Annotated in this window: 23 protein-coding genes and 2 pseudogenes; 13 read left to right on the top strand and 12 right to left on the bottom strand. The window is 68.3% G+C overall.

Annotated features, from left to right (window positions below; translation table 11 throughout):
• Nucleotides 1-28 precede the first annotated feature (28 nt).
• On the bottom strand, nt 29-1,675 hold the full coding sequence (locus ACIBTM_RS01450; RefSeq protein ID WP_395874455.1) for a glycosyl hydrolase family 18 protein: 1,647 nt from the start codon (nt 1,673-1,675) through the stop codon (nt 29-31).
• Between the two features lie 261 nt (nt 1,676-1,936).
• Entirely contained in the window at nt 1,937-2,368 is a 432-nt protein-coding gene (locus tag ACIBTM_RS01445; RefSeq protein WP_395874453.1) for an RpiB/LacA/LacB family sugar-phosphate isomerase, read from the bottom strand.
• 60 nt (nt 2,369-2,428) lie between these two features.
• Between ACIBTM_RS01445 and ACIBTM_RS01440 the strand changes: the two genes are divergently transcribed.
• Nucleotides 2,429-3,058: a TetR/AcrR family transcriptional regulator gene (locus tag ACIBTM_RS01440; protein ID WP_350596257.1), complete on the top strand. Its 630-nt coding sequence runs from the start codon at nt 2,429-2,431 to the stop codon at nt 3,056-3,058.
• Between the two features lie 4 nt (nt 3,059-3,062).
• Here ACIBTM_RS01440 and ACIBTM_RS01435 read toward each other — a convergent pair whose 3' ends face one another.
• Both ACIBTM_RS01435 and ACIBTM_RS01430 read right to left on the bottom strand, forming a co-directional pair.
• Nucleotides 3,063-3,605 (bottom strand): DM13 domain-containing protein, encoded by a 543-nt coding sequence (locus tag ACIBTM_RS01435; RefSeq protein ID WP_395874450.1) that lies wholly within the window; start codon nt 3,603-3,605, stop codon nt 3,063-3,065.
• A gap of 47 nt (nt 3,606-3,652) precedes the next feature.
• The gene (locus ACIBTM_RS01430) at nt 3,653-4,678 is read right to left on the bottom strand and encodes a medium chain dehydrogenase/reductase family protein (RefSeq protein ID WP_395874448.1); all 1,026 of its coding nucleotides are present in this window, start codon (nt 4,676-4,678) and stop codon (nt 3,653-3,655) included.
• A 169-nt stretch (nt 4,679-4,847) separates the two neighbouring features.
• Here ACIBTM_RS01430 and ACIBTM_RS01425 point away from each other — a divergent pair, with 169 nt between their 5' ends.
• The gene (locus tag ACIBTM_RS01425; RefSeq protein ID WP_395874446.1) at nt 4,848-5,714 is read left to right on the top strand and encodes a bile acid:sodium symporter family protein; all 867 of its coding nucleotides are present in this window, start codon (nt 4,848-4,850) and stop codon (nt 5,712-5,714) included.
• A gap of 14 nt (nt 5,715-5,728) precedes the next feature.
• Complete coding sequence (locus ACIBTM_RS01420) at nt 5,729-6,532, top strand: alpha/beta fold hydrolase (protein WP_395874444.1); 804 nt, start codon at nt 5,729-5,731, stop codon at nt 6,530-6,532.
• 82 nt (nt 6,533-6,614) lie between these two features.
• Here the strand turns inward: ACIBTM_RS01420 and ACIBTM_RS01415 are convergent, their stop codons facing one another.
• Nucleotides 6,615-7,952 carry an aspartate aminotransferase family protein gene (locus tag ACIBTM_RS01415; protein WP_395874442.1) on the bottom strand — a complete coding sequence of 446 codons (1,338 nt, stop codon included), beginning with the start codon at nt 7,950-7,952 and terminating at the stop codon, nt 6,615-6,617.
• Between the two features lie 86 nt (nt 7,953-8,038).
• Here ACIBTM_RS01415 and ACIBTM_RS01410 point away from each other — a divergent pair, with 86 nt between their 5' ends.
• Nucleotides 8,039-8,935, top strand: coding sequence for a LysR family transcriptional regulator (locus ACIBTM_RS01410; protein WP_395874440.1), 897 nt, complete (start codon nt 8,039-8,041; stop codon nt 8,933-8,935).
• Here the strand turns inward: ACIBTM_RS01410 and ACIBTM_RS01405 are convergent.
• Nucleotides 8,856-10,082: an MFS transporter gene (locus ACIBTM_RS01405; RefSeq protein WP_395874438.1), complete on the bottom strand. Its 1,227-nt coding sequence runs from the start codon at nt 10,080-10,082 to the stop codon at nt 8,856-8,858. The two genes, ACIBTM_RS01410 and ACIBTM_RS01405, sit on opposite strands and share 80 nt — an antisense overlap.
• A gap of 63 nt (nt 10,083-10,145) precedes the next feature.
• Between ACIBTM_RS01405 and ACIBTM_RS01400 the strand changes: the two genes are divergently transcribed.
• The gene (locus tag ACIBTM_RS01400) at nt 10,146-10,517 is read left to right on the top strand and encodes a MerR family transcriptional regulator (protein WP_395874436.1); all 372 of its coding nucleotides are present in this window, start codon (nt 10,146-10,148) and stop codon (nt 10,515-10,517) included.
• 88 nt (nt 10,518-10,605) lie between these two features.
• Nucleotides 10,606-11,745, top strand: a complete 1,140-nt coding sequence (locus ACIBTM_RS01395; RefSeq protein ID WP_395874434.1) for a Gfo/Idh/MocA family protein — start codon at nt 10,606-10,608, stop codon at nt 11,743-11,745.
• On the opposite strand, the gene ACIBTM_RS01390 is transcribed toward ACIBTM_RS01395, so the two are convergent.
• Nucleotides 11,742-12,485 carry a GAF and ANTAR domain-containing protein gene (locus tag ACIBTM_RS01390; protein ID WP_395874432.1) on the bottom strand — a complete coding sequence of 248 codons (744 nt, stop codon included), beginning with the start codon at nt 12,483-12,485 and terminating at the stop codon, nt 11,742-11,744. The genes ACIBTM_RS01395 and ACIBTM_RS01390 overlap by 4 nt on opposite strands.
• Nucleotides 12,486-12,544: 59 nt before the next feature.
• Nucleotides 12,545-14,434 (bottom strand): GTP-binding protein, encoded by a 1,890-nt coding sequence (locus ACIBTM_RS01385; RefSeq protein ID WP_395874430.1) that lies wholly within the window; start codon nt 14,432-14,434, stop codon nt 12,545-12,547.
• Between the two features lie 259 nt (nt 14,435-14,693).
• Here ACIBTM_RS01385 and ACIBTM_RS01380 point away from each other — a divergent pair, with 259 nt between their 5' ends.
• The 6 genes and pseudogenes from ACIBTM_RS01380 to ACIBTM_RS01355 all read left to right on the top strand — a co-directional run.
• The gene (locus ACIBTM_RS01380; protein WP_395874428.1) at nt 14,694-18,272 is read left to right on the top strand and encodes a CARDB domain-containing protein; all 3,579 of its coding nucleotides are present in this window, start codon (nt 14,694-14,696) and stop codon (nt 18,270-18,272) included.
• 116 nt (nt 18,273-18,388) lie between these two features.
• Complete coding sequence (locus ACIBTM_RS01375; RefSeq protein ID WP_395874426.1) at nt 18,389-18,988, top strand: TetR/AcrR family transcriptional regulator; 600 nt, start codon at nt 18,389-18,391, stop codon at nt 18,986-18,988.
• Nucleotides 18,978-19,859 carry a crotonase/enoyl-CoA hydratase family protein gene (locus tag ACIBTM_RS01370; protein WP_395874424.1) on the top strand — a complete coding sequence of 294 codons (882 nt, stop codon included), beginning with the start codon at nt 18,978-18,980 and terminating at the stop codon, nt 19,857-19,859. Before ACIBTM_RS01375 ends, ACIBTM_RS01370 begins: the two co-directional genes overlap by 11 nt.
• Nucleotides 19,856-20,746 (top strand): diiron oxygenase, encoded by an 891-nt coding sequence (locus ACIBTM_RS01365; protein ID WP_395874422.1) that lies wholly within the window; start codon nt 19,856-19,858, stop codon nt 20,744-20,746. Before ACIBTM_RS01370 ends, ACIBTM_RS01365 begins: the two co-directional genes overlap by 4 nt.
• A gap of 17 nt (nt 20,747-20,763) precedes the next feature.
• On the top strand, nt 20,764-21,048 hold the full coding sequence (locus ACIBTM_RS01360) for a hypothetical protein (protein WP_395874420.1): 285 nt from the start codon (nt 20,764-20,766) through the stop codon (nt 21,046-21,048).
• A 54-nt stretch (nt 21,049-21,102) separates the two neighbouring features.
• A pseudogene (locus ACIBTM_RS01355) lies at nt 21,103-22,017 on the top strand (glycosyltransferase 87 family protein); the annotation flags it as partial.
• A gap of 234 nt (nt 22,018-22,251) precedes the next feature.
• Here the strand turns inward: ACIBTM_RS01355 and ACIBTM_RS01350 are convergent.
• The 3 genes and pseudogenes from ACIBTM_RS01350 to ACIBTM_RS01340 all read right to left on the bottom strand — a co-directional run bounded on the left by ACIBTM_RS01350 (nt 22,252) and on the right by ACIBTM_RS01340 (nt 25,552).
• Nucleotides 22,252-23,187 carry an NAD-dependent epimerase/dehydratase family protein gene (locus ACIBTM_RS01350; protein WP_395874418.1) on the bottom strand — a complete coding sequence of 312 codons (936 nt, stop codon included), beginning with the start codon at nt 23,185-23,187 and terminating at the stop codon, nt 22,252-22,254.
• 10 nt (nt 23,188-23,197) lie between these two features.
• Nucleotides 23,198-24,474, bottom strand: a pseudogene (locus ACIBTM_RS01345) (DUF3100 domain-containing protein).
• Between the two features lie 121 nt (nt 24,475-24,595).
• Nucleotides 24,596-25,552: an ArsR/SmtB family transcription factor gene (locus ACIBTM_RS01340; RefSeq protein WP_395874416.1), complete on the bottom strand. Its 957-nt coding sequence runs from the start codon at nt 25,550-25,552 to the stop codon at nt 24,596-24,598.
• Nucleotides 25,553-25,600: 48 nt separating this feature from the next.
• Here ACIBTM_RS01340 and ACIBTM_RS01335 point away from each other — a divergent pair, with 48 nt between their 5' ends.
• On the top strand, nt 25,601-25,897 hold the full coding sequence (locus tag ACIBTM_RS01335; protein WP_395874414.1) for a hypothetical protein: 297 nt from the start codon (nt 25,601-25,603) through the stop codon (nt 25,895-25,897).
• 185 nt (nt 25,898-26,082) lie between these two features.
• Here the strand turns inward: ACIBTM_RS01335 and ACIBTM_RS01330 are convergent, their stop codons facing one another.
• Complete coding sequence (locus ACIBTM_RS01330) at nt 26,083-26,430, bottom strand: hypothetical protein (protein WP_395874412.1); 348 nt, start codon at nt 26,428-26,430, stop codon at nt 26,083-26,085.
• Nucleotides 26,431-26,434 lie beyond the last annotated feature (4 nt).

Here is a 26,434-nt window from a genome sequence, read left to right as displayed (position 1 = left end):
CCAAGTCCGCTTAGCCACTGTCAACCTCTCAGTTCAGGCCATTGCGCATGGCCGTGACCAGCTCACCGTTCGAGGTGTCGCCACTGAGCTCCCAGAAGAACGCGCCGCCGAGACCCTGGTTCTTGGTCCAGCCCATCTTTCCGTTGATGGTCGCGGGAGTGTCGTAGCTCCACCAGTTGTTGCCGCACTTCGCGTACGCGGTGCCCGCGATCGTGCCGGTCGACGGGCAGCTGTTCTTGAGGATCTTGTAGTCCTCGATGCCCGCCTCGTACGTGCCCGGTGCCGCGCCGGTCGCGGTGCCGCCCGGGGTGGCCTGGGTGACGCCGGTCCAGCCTCGGCCGTAGAAACCGATACCCAGCAACAGTTTGCTCGCCGGGACGCCCTTGGCCTTGAGCTTCTGGATGGCCTCGTCGGAGTTGAAGCCCTGCTGCGGGATGCCGGGGTAGGACGTCAGCGGCGAGTGCGGGGCCGTCGGGCCCTGCGCCGCCCAAGCGCCGAAGAAGTCGTACGTCATCACGTTGTACCAGTCGAAGTACGCCGACGCGGGCCCGTAGTCGGCGGCGTCGATCTTGCCGCCACTGCTGGCGTCCGCGGTGATCGCGGCGGTGACCAGGAACGAGGAGCCGAACTTGGTGCGCAGCGCCTGTGCCACGTTCTTGATCGCGGCGGGACCGCTGGTGTCACAGGTGAGACCGCAGGCGTTCGGGTACTCCCAGTCGATGTCGATGCCGTCGAAGACGTCGGCCCAGCGCGGATCCTTGATCAGCTTGTAGCAGGACTCCGCGAAGGCGGCCGGGTTCTTCGAGGCCTGGCCGAAGCCGCCGGACCAGGTCCAGCCACCGAACGACCACAGCACCTTCAGCCCCGGGTACATCTTCTTCAGCTTGCGCAGCTGGTTGAAGTTCCCGCGCAGCGCGCCCGCGTCCCACGTGTCCGCGACACCGTCCACACTGGACCCGGCGTCGTAGAACTTGTCGTAGTCGGCGTAGGTGTCGTCGTTGGCGGTGCAGGAGCCGTTGGTGACGTTGCCGAACGCGTAGTTGATATGCGTCAGCTTGCTCGCCGAACCGGACGTGTGAATGTTCTTCACGTGGTAGTTACGGCCGTAGACGCCCCACTGCACGAAGTAGCCGAGGTTCTTCTTCGCGCCCGGGTTCGGGTTCGAAGTCGTGGTGGTCGGCGGGTTGCTCGTGCTGGTGGACGTCGGGGGATTCGACGTAGTGGGCACAGTGGTGGTCGGCGTGGTCGGCGTCGTGGTCGGGTTGCCGCCACCCGGGTCGCAGGAGCCGCCGTTGATCTTGCAGTTGGCGGGCGCGGTGTAAGCGCCGGAGTACTTGACGTTGAAGCCGAAGCTGGTGGACCCACCGTTGGAAATGTTGCCGTTCCAGGTGTTCTTGACGGTCACGTGCTGGCCGGAGACGGTGTAGCTGCCGTCCCACAGCGATGCGATCGAGTGTCCCGCCGCGAGATCGAACTCAAGAGTCCAGGAGGTCAGGCCCGATCCCGAGTTGTTGGTGATCGTGTACTTGCCTTCCCAGCCGGACCCCCAGTCCGAACCCTTGGTCAGGGTGGCTCCGACCCCGCCCGCCGCGTTCGCCGGGACGGTCACCAGACCGACGGCCAGCGCCGCGACGGCCGTGAACAGGCCGACCAGATGCCATCTTTTTCTCGACATTTCACTCCTTACAACCCGGTGCCGGGAAATGATCTTGGAGATGATTTCGTCAAAGGGAAATCGGCGACATCGCGTTGCCTCGGCCGAAGCCGGGCAGGCGGGGATGAGTCTTCATCGACCACCTCCATGCGGAACGCTTTGTTGCGGGAGACGGTACGTGGTCTGGACCAATATGGGAAGCATCACTACGTAGAGTGGTGATTTTCCTGCGAACGGCCTAATACGTTCGACAGCGTTAACCGTTCACTGGTTCGGTGCCGTTCACCGGCGGAATTCGTCCATTTCGCCGAGCCGGGCGATATTCGCCGATTCATCGGGGTCGGGCACGACACCGGAAAGGAACACGTCGGTGATTTCGACGGCCACGTCGGGGGCGAGCCGCTTGAGGCTCAGCGCCAGCACGTTCGCGTCGTTCCACTTGCGCGCGCCCGCGGCGATCCAGGTGTCCCAGGCCAGCGCCGCGCGGACTCCCGGCACCTTGTTGGCCGCGATGGCCGTGCCCGTCCCGGTCCAGCACATCACCACGCCGAAATCGGCCTCGCCGTTCGCGACCGCCCTGCCCACCGCCGCGCCGAGTTCCGGCCAGACGTCCGACGTCGCCGGGCGGAGCACCTCGTGGCCCGTCTCGGCGAGATAGGCCTGAACGGCGTCCGTGGTGGCGTTCCGGTCGTCGGCGGCGAAGGCGATCCTCATATCCGGATCGTAACGCCGCGTCGACGGGTGACGAACCCGAAGTCATGGGAGGATCTCGGCGTGGATTCGTCTGCGGAGGAGCACCAGGTCCAGCGTGACCAGGAGATCGCGCGGACACGGATTCTCGAAACCGCCGCCCGCCTGATCGGCGAGGCAGGCTTCGCCCGGCTCAAGATCGGCATGATCTGCGCGAGGACCGGCTATCCGAGCGGCGTCGTCTACCAGTTGTTCGGCTCGAAGGAGACGCTGGTGCAGCGGCTCGTCGAGTTCGCCGCGGAGAAGTTCGCCGACGCCTTCAGCGCCGCCGTCGCCACGCGGACCGGCGGGCTGACACCCAGCCCGATGGACATGCTGCGTGCCCTGCTGGACATCTTCTTCGAGCTGCTCACCGACATGCCGCCGCTGAACCGGGCGTTCGTGGTGCTCTGGACGGACGCGACCGTCGGCGATCCGGCGGTGCGGTCGGCGATGACCGAGGCCGATCGACGGTACCGGTTCGCCATCGCGCAGACCGTCGCCGCCGGGCTCGCGGACGGTTCGATCACCGGCGTCCGCGACCCGGACGCCTACGCGGCGGCGCTGGTGGGGCAGTTGCGAGGGATCGCCGTGGCCTCGATCATCGATCCCGGCGGAATCGATCTGCGGGCGGTCCGAGCGGAGATGGAGTACGCCGTGGACCGGCTCGCGTGACTTGTCAGACCTTGGCCAGCTCGGCCGCGCCGAAGGACACGTTGAACCGGTCGCACCAGATCGTCACGCTCGAGTAGTGCGCCAGATCGGTGCCCGCCGGCAGCGTGTAGTTCTGGCTTCCCTTGTTGCCCTTGAGTTTCCCGGCGCTCACGTACGCACCGTCGTCGAATACGGACCAGCCGTCCTTGCCGGGAAGCACCGGTGCGTCGGTGAGCCAGACCCGCAGATCCGGGCCGTTGCTCGTGTCGAGGTTTTCGAGGCGCAGCACCAGCGATCCGTCGGCCGCGCGCAGGATCCGGACGTCGCCGGTGGTCGCGTGTTCGTGGCTGATCAGCGCGCCGGTCGCCACGACCGTGGGCTCTTTCGGGGCGGGCGTGGCACTTTCGGTGGCTTGGGCCGAGGGCTGGGCGGTGGGTTGGGCCACGGGCAGCGCCTCCTGGACCGTTTCGTTCACCCAAAGCTTCCACGGCTGGAACCAGTAGAGGCCCGCGGCCACCGCCGCCACCAGTCCGACCGCCACGACGGCGAGCACCCGCTTGCGTTTCATGCGTCCATTGAACCCCGCGCGGGGCGCAAAGTGCGGTTACCGAACTCTTACGGCGTGAGCACCACCTTGCCCGCGATGGTGCCGGACTCGGCCAGCCGCATCGCTTCCGCGACCCGGCTCAACGGCAGCCGTGCCGCGACCTCTGCCGTGATCGTGCCGTCCTTGAGGGCTGTGAAAACCTGGGTGAGGTCCTCGCGCAGGCGGGCACGGAACCGGTTCTTGGTGAAGGACCGTCCCGCCCAGACGTTGAAGAAGTACGCGTTGCGGCCGTTGGGCAGGCTGTTCCACACCAGCACACGCGCGAGGATCTTGAGCACGGGCCACTGCTTGGAGCCCTCGTCGTCGCGGGTCGCGGCGCTGCCGTAGGAGACGAGGGTGCCGCCGCGGGCGAGCAGCTTCCACGACGCGAGCACGCTGGCTCCTCCGACGTGGTCGAAGACGGCGTCGACACCCTCGGGCGCGAGCTCGGCTACGCGCGCGGAGATATCCTCGGTCCGGTAGTCGATCGGCATGACTCCCTTGCGCCGCAACGCTTCATGGTGCCGCTTCGACGCCGTGCCGATCACCTGCACGCCCGCCTGCGCGGCGAGCTGGACCAGCAGCGAACCGACCCCGCCGTTCGCGCCGTGGACCAGGATCGTCTGCCCGGCGCGCACCCTGGCCTTGCGGTGCAGCATCTGCCAGGCGGTGATGCCGTTGACCACCGCGGTCTCGGCCTCCTCGGCGCCGAGGCCGTCCGGGACCGGCACGACGTCGGCGGCGTCGAGGACCACGTGGCTGGCCCAGCTCCCCACCTTCGTCAGCGCGGCGACCCGCCGGCCGGTGAGGGCGCCGTCGACTCCGTCGCCGGTGGTCAGCACGGTGCCGACCAGGTCGTAGCCGGGGACGAAGGGGAAGGGCGGCTGGTCGTAGTACTTGCCGCGGCGCATCTGCTGTTCGGCGAACGAGACACCGGTCGCCTCCATCGCGATCACGACCTGGCCGGGCCCGGGTTCGGGGAGCGGGCGTTCCCGCAGTTCCAGGCCTTCCGGCTCCACCTTGCCCGGCAGGACCACCTCGGTCAGCGTGCTCATCGCGCTCTCCCTGATTGCTTCTCGGTCTCGTTATAGCTTGTAACTATAGTGAGCACTGCTCTCGGGAATGTCAAGTGGGGTCACGTCTGGGTTTCGGTGCCTTGACCGGGTTCTCGCCGCTTGACACGATTGCCGATCTGAAAAGGGCATATCGGACGGAGGCCCCTCGATGGGTTCGGCGATGTTTTCGATCCTCCTGCCGATAGCTCTGGCGCTCGTCATGTTCGGGCTGGGGCTGACCCTGACCGTCGGCGACTTCACGCGGGTGCTGAAGTACCCGAAGGCCGCCGTCATCGCGCTGGTGTGCCAGATGATCGTGCTGCCCGTGATCTGTGTCGGCCTCATCCTGCTGTTCGGCCTCGAAGGTGTGCTCGCGGTCGGCATGATGCTGCTCGTCGCCTCGCCCGGCGGAACGTCGGCGAACCTGTTCAGCCACCTCGCCGGTGGCGACGTCGCCCTCAACGTCACGCTCACGGCGATCAACTCCGTGCTGGCCGTGTTCACCCTGCCGCTGGTGGTCGGCCTGTCGATGGCCGAATTCCTCGACGGCGGCGCCTCTGTCGGGCTCCAGCCCGCGAAGTTCGTGCAGGTCTTCGCGATCGTGCTGATCCCGGTCGTACTCGGGATGGTCGTGCGGAGCCGGTTCACCGCCTGGGCCGAGCGGATGCGCAAACCGGTCAAGATCGGCTCCGCCGTGGTGCTCGTGCTGGTGATCGCGGCCGCGATCGCGCAGGAATTCCGGACGCTGGTGGACAACATCGGCACGCTCGGGCCGGTGGCGCTGGCGCTTTCCGTGCTCAGCCTCGTGATCGGGTACTACGTGCCCCGGCTGTTCCATGTGGACCGCGGGCAGGCGATCGCGTCGGCCATGGAGATCGGCGTCCACAACGCCACCCTCGCGATCGCCGTGGCGTTCTCCGTGCTCGGCGACAAGGCGATGGCCGTGCCCGCCGGGGTCTACGGCGTGCTCATGTTCCTGCCCGCCGGGGTCGCGGCCTTCCTGTTGTCCCGCAACAGGGAGAGCGCGCCGGTCTGAGCTACTTTGGGGGCGTGTCTCGTTCCCCCATCGGCGACTTCCTCGACGTGAACGGCGTCGCCGTCCATGTGCGTCAGGACGGCGCCGGGCCGCCGTTGGTGTTGCTGCACGGGTATTGCGGGTCGGTGCACTGGTTCGACCGGCTCACCCTCGGCCTGTCCGCGGCGCATCACGTGATCCGGGTGGATCTGCTGGGGCACGGATGCACCGGTGGTTCGTCCGGGCTCGACGCGGTGTCGCAGGCGCGCATGGTGGCCGGTGTCCTCGATGCGCTGGGCGTCGAGGATGTCCTGGTCGCCGGTCACTCCTTCGGTGCGGATGTCGCCTTGGCGCTGGCCGGGATCTCGCCGCGGGTGGGTTCCCTGGTGTTGATCGGGCAGGCGCCGGACTACAGCTACGCGTCCTTTCCGCCGGGGAGTTCGGTTCTGCTGCCGATGGTCGGCGCGCTCGTGCGGCGGATCGCCCATCGGCGGTGGGTCCGGTCCGTCTCCCGGTTCCGCCGTTCGGGCTGGTTCCACGACCCCCTGCAGGACCTGGCCGATCACGCCGTCACCGCGCCCGCGATGGCCCGGGTGGTACTCGTGGAACGCGCACGGCTACTCGCGTTTCGTCCTCTCGATGCGCAAGTGGCGTCCTTGGGGTTGCCGTGCTTGGTGATCCTCGGGCGCCGGGATCGGTTTTACGACTGTGACAAGACTTTCGCGCGGTATTCGGCGGTCGGGGCCCGCGTGGAGGTCGTCGAGGGGGTCGGTCATTCGCCGTTCCTGGAGCGGCCGGGCGAGGTCGCACGCTTGCTTCGGGAGTTCAGGGCTTCGTGAGTGCTTGCCCCAGCAGTACATGAAGGCCCCCTTCCTGTACCTAGGCGCAAGGATGGGGGCCTTCATGTACTTGGGAAGGTGTTCATGACACCAGAGCGGTCGCGTCCCCGATCGCCTGATCCAGCACCGCCAGCCCTTCCGCCAGCTCGTCTTCGGTAGCCGTCAGCGGGGGAGCGATCCGGAAGACCCCGCCCATCCCCGGCAACTGCACGATGTTCATGTGCAGCCCCAAGTCGAGGCAGCGTCGCGTGACCAGCGCGCCCAGTTCGTCGGAACTGGATTTCGTGGCACGGTCCACGACGAGTTCCACGCCGACCAGCAGGCCCCGCCCGCGGATGTCGCCGACGACGGGATGACGGGCGGCGGTGTCGTCGAGGCCCCGGCGGAGGAAGGCGCCTAGTTCGGTGGCGCGTTCGTCGAGGCGGTCGCGGGTGAGGACGTCGAGCACGGTGTTCCCGACGGCCGCCACCAGCGGGTCCGCGACGTGCGTGGTGAAGAACAGGTAGCCGCGGTCGTGCGCTTCCTGTTCGATCTCCGCGCTCGTGATCACCGCGGCCAGCGGGAGGCCCGCGCCCAGCGTCTTGGACAGCGTGAGGATGTCGGGGACGACGCCGTCGCGTTCGAAGGCGTACCAGTTTCCCGTGCGGCACAAGCCGGTCTGTGCCTCGTCGAGGATGAGCAGCATCCCGCGTTCACGGCATTTCTCCCGCAGGGCGGCGAAGTAGCCGACCGGCGGCTCGATGATCCCGCCGGAGCTGAGGATCGGTTCGACGATGCACGCCGCGAGGCTGCCGACGGACTGGGCGTCGATCATCTCGAACCCGAAGTCCAGTTGGCGCCTCCAGTCCAGTTCCCCGTCCGGGCCGAGGAAATCCGGCCGGTACGAGTTCGGCGCGGGAATGGCGAAGTTGCCCGGCGCGGTCGGACCGTAACCCTTGCGGCCCGCGCTGTAGGTCGCGTTCGCCGCCGCCTGCGTCATCCCGTGCCACGACCGGGCGAACGACACGATCTCGTGCTTCCCGGTCACCAGCTTCGCCATCCGGATCGCGGCTTCGTTCGACTCCGCCCCGGTGGTCAGCAGCAGCGCCTTTTCCAGCGGCGACGGCAAGGTCTCGGCCAGCCGTCGCGCGAGGTCGACGACCGGGCGGCTCAGCATCCCGCTGAACAGGTGGTCAAGCGAGCCGATCTGCCGTCGCACGGTCTCGACGATCTCCGGATGCGAATGCCCGAGGATCGCGCTCATCTGCCCGGAAGTGAAGTCGAGGATCCGCCGCCCGGACTCGGTGAACAGGTAGCTCCCGGCGGCGTGGTCGATGATCTCGCGGGTGAAGTCGCCGGCCCCGGCGTAGCGCACGAGATGCCGGTCGGCGTCGGCCCAGAAACGGTCGGCGGTGGACAGGTCGGTGAGGGGAGCAGCCATGTCCCGACGGTAAAGCGGAGCCGAGCGACACGTCCATCTCACAATTCCGGCTGTGCTGTTCGGATGATCCGTACAACAATGGTGTCATGCTCAACCCGTGGAGGCTCAGCCTGCTGAGCAGGCTCGACACGCTCGGCACCGTCCGCGCCGTCGCGAAGGCGGCCAACCTGAGCGCGTCGAGCGTGTCCCAGCAGCTCGCGGTCCTTGAGGTCGAGACACGCACGCAACTGCTGGAACGCACCGGCCGCCGCGTCCGGCTGACCCCGGCCGGACGCATGCTGGCGCGCCGCGCGCGAGCGATCCTCGACCATATGGACACCGTCGAGGCCGAGTTGCGCGGTCTCGGCGAGGGGCCCGCGGGGCATGTCCGCCTCGGCGCCTTCCAGAGCGCGATCCACACCATCGCCGTCCCCGCGGTGAACCGGCTGGCCCGTTCGCATCCGCGCCTCCAGATCGAACTGCTCGAACTCGAACCGCACGTGAGCATGCCCGCGCTCCGGGTCGGCGACGCCGACGTCATCATCACGACCACGGATTTCGTCGAGCAGCCGCTGGGGCCCGACCTCGACCTGGTGCCGCTCGCGACCGACCCGATCGTGCTCGTCGTCCCGCCCGGTCATCCGGCCGCGGGCCGGGGTCCGGCCGACCTCGCCGCCTACGCGAGCGAGCCTTGGGCGTTCGACATCCCCCAGTCGTATATGGCGAACCTCGCCACCCGGCTCTGCCGCGAAGCCGGTTTCGAGCCGCGCGTGATCGCCCGGTTCAGCAACTACATGATGACCTTGCAGCATGTCGAGGCCGGGCTTTCGATCGCGCTCCTGCCCGGCCTCGCCGTCGACAAGCGGTACCGCGTCGCCACCCGCGAGCTCGCGACGCCGGTCGACCGCTCCATCACCGCGGCGATCAGGCGCGGGTCCGCGCCTCGCGCCGCCGTCGACCTGGTTCTCGAAGCGATCCGGAGTCATCCGGAACTGCCGCTGTGAACCCGTGCCGTCGCGCCACCAGCACCACGGCCAGCGTCGGCACGAGCAGCACCAGGACACTCCAGGGGAACGACTCGGCACCGAATCCGTCGAGGAGGACGCCGCCGGCGATCCCGCCGCCCGCCATCGCCGCGTTCCACAGGGTGACCAGCATGGCCTGCGCGATATCCGCCGCGCCGCCCTGGTCCCCCGCCCGCGCGGCGGCGGTCTGCAGCAGGGTCGGGATGCCACCCCAGCCGAGTCCCCACAGGATCGCCGCGACGTAGACCAAAGCCGGATTCCCGCCCAGCAGAGCCAAAATCGTCGCTCCGGCCGCCACGAGGACGGTGCCCGCGACGGTCAGTGGACGAAGCCGCCGGTCGATGTGGACGCCGACGAGCCAGATGCTGACCATCGAAGCCAGTCCGAACACCAGCAGAATCCGGTCGACCGAGCCGCCCATCGACACGTGTTCGAGGAAGGTGGCGATGTAGGTGTAAAGGATGTTGTGCGCCAGCACGAAGGTCAGCGTCACGAACAGGACCGCGGCGACGCCGGGCACGGCGAGGGTCTTGCGCACCGGGAGCCTGCCGCCCTTGTCCTGTCCGGGGAAATCGGGGACGCCCAGCGCGATCCAGCCCAGCAGGCCGAGCGCGAGCAGCGACATCAGGGAGAACGTCACCTGCCAGCCGAAGACGCCGCCCAGGAACGTGCCTGCCGGGATGCCGAGCGAGAGCGCGAGCGGGATACCGGTCATCACGACGGCGATCGCCTTGCCCTGCACCGGTTCCGGCGCCAGCCGCCGGGCGTAACCGGCCAGCAGCGCCCAGACCACGCCCGCCGCGATCCCGGCGACGAACCGCGCGCCGAGGGTCAGGGGATAGTTCGTGGACAACGCCGTGACCGTGTTGGCGACGGCGAATCCGGCCACTCCGGCCAGGAGCAGACGTTTGCGGCGCCAGCCGGCGGTCGCGGCGGACAGGGGGATCGCGGTCAGTGCGGTGCCGATCGCGTACACCGTCACCAGCTGCCCGGTCGCCGCTTCGCCGACGCCGAGCCCGGCGCTCATCGCGGGCAGCACACCCGCGGGCAGTGCCTCGGTCAGGACGGTGACGAACGCCGCCGTGGTCAGCGCGAGCAGCGCGCCGAGCGGGAGTTTCGAAGTCATGCCCGTATGCTCGAACCATCACATAGATGTGAAGGTCAAGTCGGCCGGGGTGAGGTGGCGCACATGCGGATCGGGGAGCTGTCGGAGCGGACGGGGACGTCGCGCCGTCTGCTGCGGTACTACGAGGAGCAGGGTCTCATCATCTCGGAGCGGCTGGCCAACGGCTACCGCGACTACGCCGAGGCGTCGGTCGACAGGGTCATCCAGGTCCGCGGCCTGCTCGACGCCGGGCTGCCGACCAGGATCATCAAGCAGATCCTGCCGTGCCTGGACAAACCCCGGCAGATCTACTTCCCGGACGCGACCGCGGAGATGCTCGAAACCCTGGAAGCCGAACGCGACCGGATGACCCGGCGGGCCGAATGCCTGCTCCGCAACCGGGACGCCATCACCGAGTATCTCGACGCCGTCCGCGCCTACGATCCCGCGTCCTGAGCCGGAGGGACTTTCCTCGCATCGGTCTTGACAGGGTGAGAAAGCGCTTTCAGGATGTGGGCAGGAAAGCGCTTTCAAAGGAGAACGGATGACCACGCGGAAACTCGGCGTCGTGATGAACGGCGTCACCGGGCGGATGGGCTATCGGCAGCACCTGGTGCGCTCGGTCCTGGCGATCAGGGAGGCGGGCGGGGTCGAGCTGGCCGACGGTTCGCGGGTCCAGCTGGAGCCGGTCCTGGTGGGGCGCAACGCGGACAAGCTCGAAGAGATCGCCACCCGGCACGGGCTGACCCGCTGGACCACCGATCTCGACGCCGCGCTCGGCGACGACGACCTTCCGCTCTACTTCGACGCGCAGCTGACCGCGGTCCGCGAGAAGTCGATCGTCCGGGCCATCGACGCGGGCAAGCACATCTACACCGAGAAGCCGGTGGCCGAGTCGGTCGAAGGCGCGCTCGCGCTGGCGCGGCACGCCGAGGCGGCCGGGGTCAAGAACGGCGTCGTCCACGACAAGCTGTACCTGCCCGGCCTGCTCAAGCTGAAACGCCTGATCGACAGCGGCTTCTTCGGCGAGATCCTCTCCGTGCGCGGCGAGTTCGGCTACTGGGTCTTCGAGGGCGACTGGCAGTCCGCGCAGCGTCCCAGCTGGAACTACCGCGCCGAAGACGGCGGCGGCATCGTCGTCGACATGTTCTGCCACTGGAACTACGTGCTGGAGAACCTCTTCGGCGCCGTCAACGCCGTGACCGCGAAGGCCGTCACCCATATCCCGGAGCGCGTCGACGAGAAGGGCGAGCGGTACGCGGCCACGGCCGACGACTCCGCGTACGCGATCTTCGAGCTCGAAGGCGGGGTCATCGCCCAGCTCAACTCGTCCTGGTGCGTGCGTGTCCACCGCGACGAACTGGTGGAGTTCCAGGTCGACGGCACCAAGGGCAGCGCGGTCGCCGGTCTGCACAAATGCGTCATCCAGCCCAGGGAGGCCACGCCGAAACCGGTGTGGAACCCGGATCTGGCGGAGACGCGGTCCTACCGGTCGCAGTGGCAGGAAGTGCCGGACAACGAGGACTTCGGCAACGGTTTCCGCGCCCAGTGGGAGCAGTTCATCCGCCACGTCGTGGAGGACGCGCCGCATCCGTACGACTTCATGGCGGGAGTGCGCGGCATCAGGCTCGCGGAAGCCGGCCTCGAGTCCTCACGCGAGGGCCGCCGGATCTCGCTGGGTTAACGCCCGAAAACCGCGCTCGGGTCCTCGGCGATCAGCACCGAGATCTCCCGGATCTTGCGGTTCGTGTGCTGCGACGCCTCGGTGAGCCAGCGAAAGGCCTCCTCGGCGTTCAGCTCCAGACGTGCCATCACGATTCCCTTCGCGGTGGCGATGGCGTCCCTGGTCTCCAACGCGGCGACCAGGGTCTCCGCCTGCCGTTCGGCGGCGGCCCAGCGGGACGCGGTCAGGATGATCGCCGAGATCGCCGAGGTGAACATCGCGACCAGGGCCGCCTCCACCGGATCGAAGGCGTTCTCCTGGAAGCTCCAGACATTGAGCGCGCCGGACAGCGGCTCGGATTCCCGCCGCCTGAAGTGCGACTCGTCCGGGACGAACAACGGGCAGGCGAGCGCGGTCCGCACGCCGAGCAGGTCGGCGGTGACGGCGAAGTCCGGCCAGCGGGCGGCCGCGTCGGCGTCCAGCAGGGTCCGGACGATCGTCCCGCTTTGGGCGGCCTTCAGGCATGGGCCCTCGTCCGCGCTGTACTGCGCCTTGTCCAGGGGGAGCAGGGACTCGTCGGTGGCGGCGACGGTGCTCGGTTCGCCGTCGGAGTACAGCGTCACCGTGGCCGCGTCCGCTCCGGGAAGCAGTCCGACCACCTTCTTCGCCACCCGTTCCAGCAACTCGTCGCGGGGCTCGTCGAGTCGCATCGACTCCGTGAGTTCCCGCAACGCCGAAGCGGTGTCGCGAAACTGATCCATCGTCGCCCTTTCCCTCGGACGGCGGATTTCGCCGACCACCACGAACGTACTCGTTCCGGCTAGCCGGGTATTGGCCGATTCGGGCTAACCCCGGGCCGGTAGCCGGCCGGTTCGGTGGTCATCAGGCCTTCGCCGTGCGTGAGCCCGGGCAGATGCTGCTCGAACCGGGCGACCTCGCCGAGCGGGAGCAGGCCCGTCAGCTCGGCCCGGTCGCCGCGCACCACCGAGCCGGTGACGGTTCCGCCGCCTTCGACCAGCCGGGAAAGCGTCGCGGTCACCGAGCCGACCGGCAGTTCCACCTCGATCCGGCTGACCGGTTCGAGCACCTCGGTTCCCGCGTCCCGCAGCGCCTCTTCCAGCACGAACGGGGTGACCTTGCGGAAATCGCCCGCCGCGCTGACCGGGCTGAAGTAACCGGTATGGGTGACGGTCACGACGCAGTCGATCACCTCCTTGCCGGACGGGCCCCGCCGCAGTGTCGCGTCGACGGTCTCCTCGATGGCCTTGTGGAAGGCGAGCGGGAGGGAACCGAGCTCGACGTCGAGGCCGAAGGTCAGGCCTGAGCCAGGGACGCCGGGGCCGACCCGCAGCCCGAGCGTCGCGAAGTACGGATTCCGCTTCTCCGTGATGAGCCACACCGAATGCCCCGTGCCGATCGGCCGTTCGACGCGGACCGGCCGGGTGAGGCTGAATCCGACGTCGAGGCCGTGCTGCGCGGAGAGTGTCTCCGCGATGATCTCCTTCTGCACTTCGCCGTAGAGCCGCACCGAGATCCGCCGTGTCTCGTCGTCCTGCCGGACGGTGATCAGCGGATCCTGTTCCGCCAGCTCCTGAAGGGCGGCGAACACCGACGCCGTTTCGGCGGGTACGGCCGGGCTGACCTCGGTTTCCAAGGCGGGCGGCGGAAACTGCGTGGACGCACCCTCGTCTTCGGGTACGCCGATGAAGTCGCCGATCCGGATCTCCTTGAACCCGGTGACCTTGGCGATCTGCCCGGCCCGTGCGCGGCTTTCGACGGTCTCGTCGCCGACCTCGAAGACGCGCACCGCGCTCACCTTCGCCTCCGCCGCGACCGCTCCGCCCGGGCGATGGAACCGGACGTGGTCCCGCGCGCCGAGCTCGCCGGAGAACACTCGGACATAAGCGATCTTTTCGTGCGCACGGCCGCGTTCGATCTTGAACACCGCGGCGCGCAACCGGTCGTCGGGCATGGGTTTCCCCGCTCCCGCAAGGAATTCGCGGATGCCCGAAGTCAGCTCGCCGATCCCCTCGCCGCTTCGCGCGGAGCCGAAGAAGACGGGGGAGACCAGGCCGAGCCGGGTCTGGCGGACGATCTCGTCCTGGTAGTCCTCGGCCGTCAAAGTGTCTTCGAGATACGCGGTGAGAAAGGCGTCGCTGTGCTCGGCGAGTTGCTCGGCCTGTCCGGACGACGGCGAGAGCGGCCGGACCTTCGCGGCCGCCGTGCCGATGCCGTCGACTTCGGACATCGGTACGCAGGCGACGCCGAGGCGTTCGGCGAGGTCACCGAGGAGGCCGTCGTGGCGGGCACCCGCCCGGTCGATCTTGTTGACGAAGATCAGCACGGGGATCCGCAGCCGCTTGAGCGCTCGCATGAGCACCCGGGTCTGCGCCTGTACCCCCTCGACGGCGGACACGACGAGGACGACGCCGTCGAGCACCCGCAGCGCGCGTTCGACCTCGGCGATGAAGTCCGGGTGGCCGGGCGTGTCGATCAGGTTGACGCGCAGGTCGCCGACGCGGAAGGAGACGACGGCCGAGCGGATGGTGATGCCGCGACGGCGTTCCAGGTCCATCGTGTCGGTGCGGGTGTCCCCGGCGTCGACGCGGCCGAGGGTGCCGATGGCACCGGTGTGATGGAGCAGGCGCTCCGTCAGGCTCGTCTTACCGGCGTCGACATGGGCGAGGATTCCGAGGTTCAGGTACTCCATGGATGAACGGCTCCAGGGCTGTCGAAAGGTCCATACGGCTCGGGGACTCGACAGCTCGGCGCACGCCGTTCTCCTTCTTTCCGGGAAAGCACCTGGTCGGGCCGGACGTTAGCAGCGCGTTTCCGGCCGGTCACGCGATTTAGGACAGGCCGTTGACTTGAGGCGCCCCATGGGCTGTAATTCTTGAACATTTCAGCGCAAGAACATGACAAGAGTCAGGAAGATTCCGCTCAGTCCCCTCCTGGAACAGAGGAGTGTCATGAGAACGAAGCGCCCACTGACGCGCGCAGTGACGTATGCCGCCCTGTCGCTTCTCCTAACCCCACCCGCCATGGCCGCGAGCGAAACCCCGACGGCTCTCGCGACATCTGCCGCCGTCGAAGCCGCCGACGCGACGTACACCGCCGGCAGCCGGCTTCCCGGGTACGCCGTTTCGAACGTCGGCGACGGGAACCAGGCCACCTACTGGGAAAGCACGAACAACCAGTTCCCGCAATGGATCCAGGCCGACCTCGGCGCGGCCACGGACATCGCCCGGCTCGTGCTCAAACTGCCCTCCGGCTGGGAAGCCCGCACCCAGACGTTTTCGGTGCAGGGCAGCGGGAACGGCGCGAGCTTCAGCGATCTCGTTCCGTCGGCAGGCCACCGGTTCGACCCGGCGACGGGCAATACCGTCACCCTCGACGTCACCGGGAACACCCGGTTCGTGCGGCTGAACATCACCGCCAACACCGGCTGGCCCGCGGCGCAGCTCTCGGAGTTCGAAGTGCACGGTCCAGCCGGAGGCGACACGCAACCGCCGTCCGCGCCGGGGAATCTCGCCTACACCGAGCCGTCGAGCGGAAAGATCCGGCTCACCTGGTCGGCATCGGCCGACAACACCGGCGTCGCAGGATACGACGTGTACGCGAACGGGCAGTTGCGAGGAAATGTCGCGGGTGACGTTCTGACCTACACCGACGACCAGCCGGAAAGCGCGACCGTCGCCTATTCCGTGCGGGCCCGCGACGCGGCGGGCAACCAGTCGCCGAGCAGCGGCACGGTGACCAGGACGGGGACGCGTGCGGGGACGAATCTCGCGCTGGGCAAGCCGATCACGGCGTCTTCGGTGCAGCACGCGTATGTCGCGGCCAACGCCAACGACGACTCCGTGACCACCTATTGGGAGGGCGCGGCGTATCCGAACCTGCTGGCCGTGGCGCTCGGGGCCGACGCCGACCTCGACCGCGTCGTGGTCAAGCTCGACCCGGATCCCGTGTGGGCCCAGCGCACCCAGACGATCGCGGTCGAAGGGCGTGACCAGGGCGCGGCCGCGTTCACCACGCTGGTGCCCGCGCAGACGTACACCTTCACCCCGTCGAGTGGCAACACCGTGACGATCCCGGTCGGTGGCCGCGCCGCCGACGTCCGGCTGCGGATCACCGCCAACTCCGGTGCCCCGGGCGGGCAGGCCGCGGAGTTCCAGGTCTTCGGTGTCCCCGCCCCGAATCCCGACCTCACGGTCTCGGGTGTTTCGTGGTCTCCGGAAAACCCGGTGGAGACCGACGCGATCACGGTGTCGGCGACCGTCCGCAACGCCGGGACCGCGGCGTCGGGCGCGACGAACGTGAACCTGTACCTGGGCACGGCGAAGGTCGGCACGGCACCGGTCGGCGCACTCGCCGCGGGAGCGTCGGCGACGGTCTCGGCGGCAATCGGCGCCAGGGAGGCGGGCAGCCACCAGGTCACCGCGAAGGTCGACGAGGCCAACGCCGTCGTGGAGCAGGACGAGGGCAACAACTCCTACACCGGCGCGACGGCGCTCGTCGTCAGGCCGGTCCAGAGCTCCGACCTCGTCGCGGCCACCGCCTGGTCGCCGAACAACCCGACGGCGGGCGGCACCGTGACCTTCTCCGCGACGGTGCGCAACCAGGGCACGGTCGCCTCGTCGGGCGGCGCCCACGGCGTCACGGTGACGATCACGGACCAGAACGGCGCCGTCGTCAAGACACTCACTGGTTCGTACTCCGGCGCGATCGCCGCCGGGGCCACCGCTCCGCCGGTGAACGTCGGCACCTGGACCGCCGGGAACGGCCGGTACACGATCAAGACCGTCGTCGCGAACGACGCCAACGAGTTGCCTGCCAAACAGGGCAACAACACGAGTACGTGGGCGCTGTTCGTCGGTCGCGGCGCGAACATGCCCTACGACCTGTACGAGGCCGAAGACGGCGTGGTCGCTGGCGGCGCGTCCGTGATCGGCCCGAACCGGAAGATCGGCGACCTCGCGGGGGAGGCGTCGGGGCGTAAGGCGGTGACGCTGAACTCGACCGGCTCCTCGGTCGAATTCACCACCCGCGCGGCCACGAACACCCTGGTGACCCGGTTCTCGATGCCGGACGCCGCGGGTGGCGGCGGGCAGAACTCGACGCTGAACGTCTACGTCGACGGCACCTTTCTGAAGGCCATCGACCTGACTTCGCGCCACGCGTGGCTTTACGGTCCTGAAGCCGCTCCGCAGAACTCGCCGGGAGCCGGGCCCGCTCGCCATATCTATGACGAGGCCAGCATGCTGCTCGGCGTGACCGTGCCCGCCGGGCACAAGATCAAGCTGCAGAAGGACGCCGGAAACGGCTTGAACTACGCGATCGACTTCGTGAACTTCGAGCTGGCCACGGCGACCGCGAACCCCGACCCGGCGCGCTACGCCGTTCCGGCCGGGTTCACGCAGCAGGATGTGCAGGCCGCGCTGGACAAGGTCCGCCAGGATCCGAACCTCACCGGAGTCTTCCTGCCGCCGGGGCAATATCCGATGACGAACAAGGTCACCGTGTACGGCAAGCCGATCACGGTGCTCGGCGCCGGGCCGTGGTTCACGAAGTTCACCGCGCCGGCCGGGCAGGAGAACACCGACATCGGATTCGACGCGCAGGCGAGCGCGAGCGGTTCGACGTTCGGCGGGTTCGCCGTGTTCGGGAACTACACGTCCCGGATCGACGGTCCCGGCAAGGTCTTCAACTTCACGAACGTCACGAACATGACCATCGACGACATCTGGGTGGAGCACCAGATGTGCCTGCTGTGGGCGACCAATGTGGACAACACGACGGTGAAGAACTCGCGGATCCGCGACATGTTCGCCGACGGGGTCAACTTCACCAACGGCAGCACGGGAAACCGGGTCACCAACAACGAAGCCCGTTCCACCGGTGACGACAGTTTCGCGCTGTTCGCCGCCACGGATCTCAACGCGGGCAACCAGTACGACAACGTGTTCGAGAATCTGACCGTGCTGCTTCCGTGGCGCGCGGCCGGGCTGGCGGTGTACGGCGGGTACAGCAACACTTTCCGAAACCTGTACATCGCGGACACGTTGACGTACTCGGGGATCACGATCAGCTCGCTCGACTTCGGCTATCCGTTCCTCGGGTTCGGTCCGCAGCCGACGACCGTCCAGAACGTCTCGCTGGTCCGCACCGGCGGACATTTCTGGGGGCAGCAGACGTTCCCCGCGATCTGGATGTTCTCCGCCTCCAAGGAGTTCCGGGGTATCCGGGTGTCCGATGTGGACATCCAGAGTCCGACGTACAGCGGCATCATGTTCCAGACCAAGTACACCGGAAACCGTCCGGAGAACCCGGTCGAGGACACGGTGCTGACGAACGTGTCGATCACCGGAGCGCACCGCAGCGGTGACGAGTTCGACGCGAAGTCCGGGATCGGGATCTGGGTCAACGAGCTGCCGGAACCGGGGCAGGGCCCGGCCGTCGGCTCGGCGACGTTCACCGGGCTCGCCCTGAGCGACAACGCCGAAGACATCCGGAACACGACGAGCACGTTCACGATCAACCGCAACTGAGTGCCCCTGCGCGTGAAGGCCCCCTTCCCTCGGCTCAGCCGAGGGAAGGGGGCCTTCACGCGCTACGGCGGAATCACCCGTTGCTGAAGTGCGGAATCCGTGCTTCACTCCTTGACATGCCGTACCGCCGGACCCCGAAGACGCAGGCCAGGCTGGACTCGCAGCGAGGCGAGATCGTGGCCGCGGCCATCGCGCTGCTGGCCGAGACCGGCTACGCGGGCTGCTCCATGGCCGCGGTCGCCACCCGGGCGGGCGTGGGCACCGGCAGCGTGTACCGGCAGTTCCCGTCCAAGGCCGACCTCGTCGTCGAGGTCTTCCGCGAGGTGGTCTCCCGGGAGGTCGACGCCGTCGAGGCCGCCGCTTCCCAAGGCGACGTCCGCGAGCGGGTGGTCGCCGTGATCGAGACTTTCGCCGGGCGGGCGTTGAAGGCGCCGAGGCTGGCGTACGCGTTGCTGGCCGAGCCGGTCGACGCCGTGGTGGAGGCCGAACGACTGGTCTTCCGCCGCGCGTTCCGCGAGGTCATCGCCAGGAACATCGCCGATGGCGTGAGGAAGGGCCTGCTGCCTTCGCAGGACGCGGAAGCGACCGCCGCGGCACTGGTCGGCGCGGGCGCGGAAATGCTGGTCGGTCCCTTGGCGGGGGAGAGCGGACCGGACACCATCCCGCACCTGGTCACGTTCACCCTTCGCGCGCTGGGAGGTTCCGATGGCCTTTGAGACGCTGACCTACCGCGTCGAGGACCGGAAGGCCTACCTGACGTTGAACCGCCCCGAGCGGCTCAACGCGATCAACGACGTCATGCCCGGCGAGATCCGGCAGGCCGTGGAGCGGGCGAACGAGGACGACGCGGTCCGGGTGATCGTGGTGCGCGGCGAAGGCCGGTCGTTCTGCGCCGGATACGACCTCAAGCAGTTCGCCGAGGAAGACACCGAAGGCCGCTGGAATCAGGGCCCGGTCTGGGATCCGGTCAAGGACTACCGGGTGATGAAGCGCAACACCGACGACTTCTTCAGCCTGTGGCGGTCGCTGAAACCCACCATCTGCCAGGTACAGGGACACGCGATCGCCGGCGGCAGCGACATCGCGCTGTCGTGCGACGTGCTGATCATGGCGACCGACGCGCGCCTCGGTTATCCGCCCGCCCGGGTCTGGGGCTGCCCGACGACCGCGATGTGGGTCTACCGCGCCGGGGCCCAGCGCGCGAAGCGGATGCTCCTCACCGGCGACACCATCGACGGCGCCACCGCGGCGGAATGGGGACTCGCGCTGGAGGCGGTGGAACCCGGACGGCTCGAAGCCGCCGTCGAGGAACTGGCCGACCGGATGGCGGGCGTGCCGACGAACCAGCTGGTGATGCAGAAGCTGATGATCAACCAGGCCTACGACAACATGGGGCTGGCCGGCACCCAGACGCTCGCGACGCTTTTCGACGGCATCACCCGGCACACCCCGGAAGGCCGCTGGTTCCGCGAGTTCGCCGAACGCGATGGTTTCCACGAGGCGGTGGCCTACCGCGATTCCGGACAGGTCATCCCGGACGGCGGCGGACCGCTGCCGGAGCACACGGATCCGAGGAGGTCGTCATGACCGCGAACACCGAAAGCGAACGCGTCGCCGAACGTCTGCAGCGCTCCTCCGCGCGGCTCTCCTACGACCCGGACGTCGACGTCGACTGGCTGGCCCCGTTGGTCGACGGGGCGTACGGCAAGGCACCGGAGCGTTGTTCCTTGTACGGCACCGAATTGTGGGAGCGTCTCGACGATGGGCAGCGCGCCGAACTGAGCCGTCAGGAGGCCGCGGCCGCGGCGGCGTCGGGTATCTGGTTCGAGCTGATCCTCATGCAGGGCCTCGTGCGTCACGTCTACAACAGCGACCCGACGACTCACAACGCGCAGTACGCGCTCACCGAGATCGCCGACGAATGCCGTCACAGCACCATGTTCGCCCGCTCGATCGAGAAGAGCGGCGGTATCGTCCGGCGCCCGAGCCGCACGGCGCACCGCGCGGGCAAGGTGTTCGGCGCGATCTGTGGCCCGGCGTTGCTGTTCGCCGGCGCCATCTACGTCGAAGAACTCGCCGACGGCATGCAACGCGAAATGATGCGCGACGACAGCCTGCAGCCGATGATCCGGATGATCTCCCGTATCCACGTGATCGAAGAGGCACGCCACATCAGCTTCGCCAAGGACGAACTGAGCAGGGCCTGGGCCCGTCACGGTCGCGTCGGCCGCGAACTGATCCGATGGGCGATCGCCGGGATGGCCTACGTCGCGACGTCGGAGTTGTTGCACCCCAAGGCATACACCTCCGTCGGCCTCGACCCCCGCGAAGCCCGCCAGGTCGCCATCGCGAATCCGCACTGGCGCCGGACCAAGGCGGCGTGGGCGGCCAAGGCCGTCGACCACTTCACCGAGATCGGCCTCATCGGCGGCCCGAGCCGCCGGCTGTGGCGCCGTGCCGGCGTCCTCGACTGAACAGGGAAGGCGACTTCATGTCCACACGCACCGGCAAACTCCTCGGCCTCGGCATCGCCGCGACGGGGCTGGCCCACTTCGCCGCTCCGGCCGCTTTCGAACCCGTGACGAAGATGGCCTTCGCCGACGACGTCCGCAACTGGACCTACCGCAACGGCGCCACCGAACTCGTCATCGGACTGGCGATCGCGGCCCGCCCGACCCGGAAGGCCGGTGTCGCCGGGCTGGCCGTCTACGCGGGCTGGCTGGGCAAGCGGGTCCTCACCCGGCGGCCGGATACGAAGAGCGTGATACCGGGGTAGGGGTCCGCGGTCCGGTGATACCCGGGTAGCGGGCCAAGACGGTTCCGCCGGGCGATGTGCCGCTGCCTCGGAGCGGAGATCGTTCTCCCCATGGTTCGGATCAACGCCCCGCGCGTCAACGCGACGATGCTCGCCGTCGGCTTCGCGGCCACCGTACTCGTCGCGATCGCGCTGATCCGGTGGCTTTCGGACACCCCGCTCGGGGTCGACTCGGCCGTCTACCGCGCCGGCGGGTACGCCGTGCTCCACGGAGAGCCGCTGTACGACCACCTGACCGAGCTGCCCGGCTGGGCGCCGGAACTGCCGTTCACCTATCCGCCGTTCGCCGCGCTGCTCTTCGTCCCGCTGACCGCGTTGCCCGCGCAGTGGTGCTGGGGCCTGCTGGCGCTCGCGGCGGCGCCTTCGCTCTATGTCGCGCTCCGGCCCTTCACCGAGCGCGCGTACCTCCCGCTCCTGCTGCTCGGTGCGTTCGCCCTGCAACCGGTGTGGCAGACGATCGGACTCGGCCAGGTCAACCTTCTCCTCATGGCCGTCGTGATCGCGGATGTGCTGCTGCTGCGCGAATCGCGGTTTCGCGGGATCGGGATCGGGCTCGCGGCGGCGGTCAAAGTGATCCCGCTGATCTTCATCGTCCACCTCGTGCTCGTCCGGCGGATCGCCGACGCGGCCCGCGCCTCGGCGGCCTTCCTCGGTGCGACGACGCTCGCGTTCGTGGTGCTGCCGAAGGATTCCGTGCGCTACTGGACATCCGCGATCTTCAACGGCCACTTCGCGGAGATGAAAGGTTGGGTGGGAAACCAGTCGTGGCAAGGATTCGTCGCCAGGACACTGCCGGAGGGCCGCGTCGCGACAGTGGTGATCGGCTGCTTCGGCGTCCTCTGCGCGGTGGTGATGATCTGGCTCGTCCGGCGTCTTCATCAGCAGGGCGACGACCCCGCCGCCCTGCTGGTGACGGCCGGTTGCGCCTTGCTGGTCAGCCCGATCTCGTGGACGCACCACTGGGTATGGGCGGTGCCCGCCATCGGCTACCTGTGCGCCAGGCGGCCGGCGATGGCCATGGCCGCCGTCGTGTTCACGGGCTGGACCGTCGCCGTGGTCCCCGGTGGAGGCGGTGCCGAACGCACGTGGAGCTTCGGTCAAGCCGTCGTCGGCAACGCCTACCTGGTCGCGGCGCTCGTACTGCTCTTCGTGCTCGCTCGCCGCTCAGCGAAGGGCTTCGCCGAGGTCGTCCGGCTCGACGCCGAGTTCGATGCGGGCGATGTCCGGGTCGAGGACCATGGCGGTGGCGTGCAGGTCGCTCCATTGCGCCGGGTGGAAACCGATGGTGAACCCTTGGCGGCGTTGACGGATCCCTTCCCAGCGGAGCAGAAGCTCGATGGCGCGCGGGTGGAGTTTCCAGATGCGTTTCGGCGGGCGGCCGGTCGCGGTCGCGAGGCGGGTGAAGAGCTCGGCCCAGGGGAGGTTCGCCGTCACGACCGGATAGTTCCCGTTCGCCCGGCGTTCCAGCGCGGCGACGGCCGCTCGCGCGGTCTGGGTGACGGTGACGACGGCGGTGGTGCCGGGGTAGACGAGCATGTCCGCGCTACCGACGGACATGCTGCGCACCATGGGTTCGAGAGGTGATTGCCTGCCCGGAGTCGTGCCTGCCACGTAGGGGAGTTCGAGCACCGCCACGGAGGTTTTCGCGTCGACCGCGGCGCGGGCGCGCTCGGCTTGTTCGATTCTGCTGGCGATGTACGGGCTGCGTTCGGCCAGCCGGAGTGTCGGCTGTTCGCGCTGCAGCGTGGCGTAGAAACTGCCGAGGATGACCGCGCGGTCGGTCTGTGCCCGGCATCCGGCGGCGAGCAACCTGGCGACGGGTGCGACGTTCGCGTCGTGGAAGAACGCGGCGATGTCGGCGCCGCGTGGTGCGGCGACGGCGGCGGCCGATGCGACGATGATGCCCTTGTGGCCTGCGACGATCGTGTCGAGCCGTTCCTCGGACAGGTCGGTGAGGTCGCCGAGCCGGACCGTCACCGCGGCAGGGAGGTTCGTGGGTCGCGTGCGGACCAGCACGGTGACGTCGTGCCCGCGTGCCAGCAGTTCACGCACGACGTGCTGTCCGATGAAGCCGGTTCCGCCTGCTACCAGGACCTTCATGGCTTTCCTTTCATCCGGTGGACCCGCCGAGGGACAGGACGCCCTGTGCCAGCAGGGCCGAGGTGAAGAAGGAACCGGCGAAAACGAGGAGCGTGACGACGACCGCGCGCCAGCTCAGGGTCCGCAAGATCCTCAGCTGCCGGATGGTCACGCACAGACCGACACAGCTGAGCACGGCTGTGGCCAGCGTCAGCAGGTCGACGGCGGACAGGATGCGCAGCATGGTCGCCGACCACGGCAACCCCGGAACGGTCAAGACGGCGCCGACGAGTGCCGCCCACAGCACCGTCGGCACGAACCGGCCGGTCCGGTCGCCGAGAAGCCGTACCCCGAAGGCGAGAGCCAATAGCAAGAGCATTCCCGGCGCCGCACGCCATCCCGCGGTGACGAGAAGAAGCACGCTCACGGCCAAGCCGCTCACCAACCGGGAGGGCACGACGGTCGCCTTCGGCTCGACCGTGTCCCCGGATATCAGCCGATTCCGCACGGCGGCAGGGGACCGGTACAGCCGCTCCAGCACCGGAAGGACAACGAAGGCGCCCAGCAGCACGGTGGTGACGTAGGTCAGCACGTCACTGGCCGTCGCCAGCGCGAGGATGTCGTTCTGGGGCAGGTCATGGGAGCCGTGCGCGAGCGATCCCGCGCAGGAGATGGTCATGCCTCCGCTGCCCACCCCGCAGGCCATGGCCAGCGCCGTGGAACTGAACAGCGGAATCATCGAGCCGACGCCCGCGAGTGCGGAGAAGAACAAGGATCCGAAGAGCGTGCCGCTGATGTAGGTGGCGAGAACGCCTGAACCTTCCGGGCCGGAGATGCCGTAGCGCTCGGTCACCAGGGCGATGCTGGGTTCGCGGCCGATGGAGAAGGTGGCGCCGATACTCGCGCGTCCGAAGCCGAGCAGCAGGGCCGCCGGGAAGGCCAGCAGCGCGGTCCCCGCTTTCCGAGGCTCTGCACGAGGATCGCCGGACCGGCCTCGATGATCGTGGGTAGCGACGTTCCCAGCACGACGCCGGCCCGTACGACGAAGACCACCGTCAGCAGTTGCAGGAGCTGTCCGGCGCAAGACCAGATCGGTGCGACCGCCTCCGGACGCCGCCAGGACAGCGACAGGCTGAAGGCGACCGTGATCACGAAGGCGAAGAAAAGCGGAAGCAGGACGAGTGCGAACGTGCCGATCCGTAGTTCCAGCGCGCCCGCGTACTCCGTTCCCGCGGTGACCAGCGCGCACAACGCGGTGACGCCGATGGCGACCGCCGTCCCGGTCTTGGCGTTCGATGATCCGGACACGGCCGTTGTCCACCCCCCAGGAACCACCACGTCCGTTGATCATGGCCTCTCGGCGGCTCCTTGGCCAGGACGGCCTGCCCTGCCTGCGGCTTTCCGCTCTGGCGGCTCGTGCGCTGAGGGCTCAGCCCAGCAGCGCGGTACCCGTCGGCGTGAGGTTGTGCAGCACCACGGCTCCGTGGCGCCGGCTGGCGATAAGCCCGGCATCTCGGAGCACCGTCGTGTGCCGTGAAACCGCGGCCGCCGAAATACCGAGCCGGTCGGCCAGTTCGCCGCTGGTGGGGCAGCCCGCGACCGCGTACAGGACGGTGGCGCGGGTCCGGCCGAGCAGGGAGGCCAGGTGTTTCGGCAGGGGAGCGGGCTCGTGCTCGTGGGACACCGGGAAGACGAGGACCGGTGGAAGGTCGTCGTCGGCGAGGGCGACCGGGGTGTCCCAGCAGAAGTAGGACGGGACGAGCCGGATACCGCGACCGTGGAGGTGGAGGTCGCGGTCGATCGGGTAACGCACGGTCAGGACCGGCGCCTCCCAGCGGAAGGCCGGCCGGAGCGACTCGAGCAGGCCGAGAGCCCCGCTTTCGCCGGCGAGGCGTGACCGCAAGGCCCGGTCGGTGTCGACCTGGGTCCGTACGTTCGTCCATTGTGGAGCGACCAGGGTGTCGTGGGCGATCTGGAGCGCCCCGGCGACCTGATCGAGCGCCGCGCTCGCACCCGCCGCGAGACCGTGCGTCCAACTGGGCAGACGGTGGTGCTTCGCCATCAGCCCGACTTCGCGCCCGAGCCGATCCGCCGGCGTCCCACGGAGCGCCGCCAACCCCGCCTTCAGCCCGCACGCGGATTCGGCGGGGGTGAGGAAGTCCGGGAAGTACCGGGCGGGTGGCGCGATCGTCTGCAGGAAACGCACCGCGGTCCGGGCGTCGCGCTCCCGCAGGCCTTCCCGCACCCGGCGCCGCCAGCGCGCGAAGGCGGGAACGCCGTCGAGCGTGAGCTTCTGCATGGCCAGAACGGTTTCCCACAGCGGATCCGGTCCGGCCGCCACGCGGACACGGGCCAGGTCATGGTCGGTGAAGTGAATACGAAGCATGACGCCTCCCCCTGGAGTCGTCATTCATTTATCACATCGGAGGGGAACATGAAGGAGCTTCTGAGCAGGAACCTGCGGCGGGCGGCCACGGCGATCGTCGTGGCGTCGGCGGCGACACCGGCGTTCACCGGCACCGCCTCGGCCGCGACCGGCGCGGTCATCGACCCGACGCTGTACCGCTGGAACGAGAGCGGATGCGGCACCACGAGCTACTGGAGCAACCTGAAGCACAACTCGGGCACGAAGCTCAGCCGGGTCCGTGTCGTGGTCTGCGTGGACGACGCCGGCTGGGACACCTGCTATCGGAGTGGATGGCAGCAACCCCGAGGCGTAGACGGTCGGTAACCGAACCGGCCGCACATACGAAAAACGCCCACCGACGGCATCCGGTCTTCTGAGGTGTGCTCGACACGCTCATCGCAGCAGGTTACGAAGATGTCAAGCAGTCTGCCGGCCGGTATTGCCACTAATTGGTGACGGTGGCTCCTTCTCTGTGAGTCAAGAAGGAGCCACCGCCAATCATCGGTTGTTTAATTGATCAGCTCAAGCTCTTGGGCTTGCTTCACGAGATCGACTAACTCCGTTACAAAGTCGTAGACTTCTTCGTCGTCCGGGTACCACTCCGCAACCGCAGGCAGGAGCGATTCTCGGATTACAACCATGATCTCTTCAGCTTGCTCGCTTGTGTATGCACTGAGGGAGAAAAAACTGTACCCGCCTTCGGCGAAGTGGTGCAGCTTTTCGGAAAGTTTATCGTCCGCAACTTCGCCGGCGATAAATTCGACTACTCGGAGCAGTAGTCCCCGCGAGGGCATCCATGACAGCATCTGCGGCGGCTGAACGCGCCCCGGCGGGGCCACGATGAAATCTCCGGACAACTCA

Origin of the sequence: Amycolatopsis sp. NPDC049868 (genome assembly GCF_044461365.1) — a bacterium.
Taxonomy (GTDB): domain Bacteria; phylum Actinomycetota; class Actinomycetes; order Mycobacteriales; family Pseudonocardiaceae; genus Amycolatopsis.
This window is presented reverse-complemented; position numbering and strand designations above follow the sequence as displayed.